Below are 654 nucleotides of genomic sequence, written 5' to 3'. Positions count from 1 at the left end.
TCAGTGCTCGCTCTTGGACTCGACCGCGTGGCCGCCGAACTGGTTGCGCAGCGCGGCGATCATCTTCATCTGCGGCGAGTCGTCCTGGCGCGAGGAGAACCGGGCGAACAGCGACGCGGTGATCGCGGGCAGCGGCACCGCGTTGTCGATCGCCGCCTCGACCGTCCAGCGGCCCTCCCCGGAGTCGGCCGCGAAACCGCGCAGCCGCTCCAGGTGCTCGTCGTCGTCCAGCGCCTTGACCGCCAGGTCGAGCAGCCAGGAGCGGATGACCGTGCCCTCCTGCCAGGAGCGGAAGACCTCACGCACGTCGGTGACCGAGTCCACCGCCTCAAGCAGCTCCCAGCCCTCGGCGTAGGCCTGCATCATCGCGTACTCGATGCCGTTGTGGACCATCTTCGCGAAGTGGCCCGCGCCGACCTTGCCCGCGTGCACCGAGCCGAAGTCGCCCTCCGGCTTGAGCGCGTCGAAGACCGGCTGCACCTTGGCGACGTTCTCCTCGTCACCGCCGTACATCAGCGCGTAGCCGTTCTGCAGGCCCCAGACACCGCCCGAGACACCGCAGTCGACGAAGCCGATGCCGCGCTCGGCGAGCTCGGCGGCGTGCTTCTCGTCGTCCGTCCAGCGGGAGTTCCCGCCGTCCACCACGACGTCGCC

The 654-nt window shown here is 69.9% G+C and carries 1 protein-coding gene; it reads right to left on the bottom strand.

Annotated features, from left to right (window positions below; genetic code table 11):
• On the bottom strand, positions 1–654 hold a 654-nt coding region (locus QK440_RS41250; protein WP_282798396.1), incomplete at its 5' end, for an NADP-dependent phosphogluconate dehydrogenase.

Origin of the sequence: Streptomyces sp. CC224B, from assembly GCF_030010595.1 — a bacterium.
In the GTDB taxonomy this organism is placed as follows: domain Bacteria; phylum Actinomycetota; class Actinomycetes; order Streptomycetales; family Streptomycetaceae; genus Streptomyces; species Streptomyces longispororuber.
The sequence above is the reverse complement of the archived record's forward strand: the minus strand, read 5'-3'. Positions and strand labels throughout refer to the sequence as shown.